Genomic DNA, 392 nt, shown 5'->3' with positions numbered 1-392 from the left:
GAATAACGCCCGACTTTTCCAGATTTCGAATGCGCCGCAGGCAAGGCGATGGGGACAGATTAACCTTTTCTGCAATCTCGACATTCGTTGCGCGCGCATCTGCCTGAAGCGCTTCAAGAATGCCAATATCGAATTTGTCAAGATTTGGCATAATCTGCCTTTATAATAAAAAAATACTATTGAAAGTTGCTGAAATAGTAGTCTAAACGGCATCAACTTGCAAGGACATGCCATAGCAATTCGCCGTATATTGCTCCCATGGAAACACATTCAGTTCAATCTGAAGGGAAATTTCGATGGTTGCGATCTCCTCTGAAATCAACAAGTCCGACTCTCTGGCTCCCGGTTATGCCGGTGCGTTGGTGACAGTCTTCATCTGGGCAACGTGGATT

General features: G+C 45.4%; 1 protein-coding gene. It reads right to left on the bottom strand.

All coding sequences use genetic code 11. The features are described from left to right. On the bottom strand, positions 1-151 hold a 151-nt coding region (locus EEB19_RS26650), incomplete at its 3' end, for an Lrp/AsnC family transcriptional regulator (RefSeq protein ID WP_187590319.1). Positions 152-392 lie beyond the last annotated feature (241 nt).

The organism is Gordonia sp. OPL2 (genome assembly GCF_003797825.1).
In the GTDB taxonomy this organism is placed as follows: domain Bacteria; phylum Actinomycetota; class Actinomycetes; order Mycobacteriales; family Mycobacteriaceae; genus Gordonia.
Note: the sequence above shows the minus strand (reverse complement) of the source record. Positions and strands in the feature narration are given on the sequence as shown.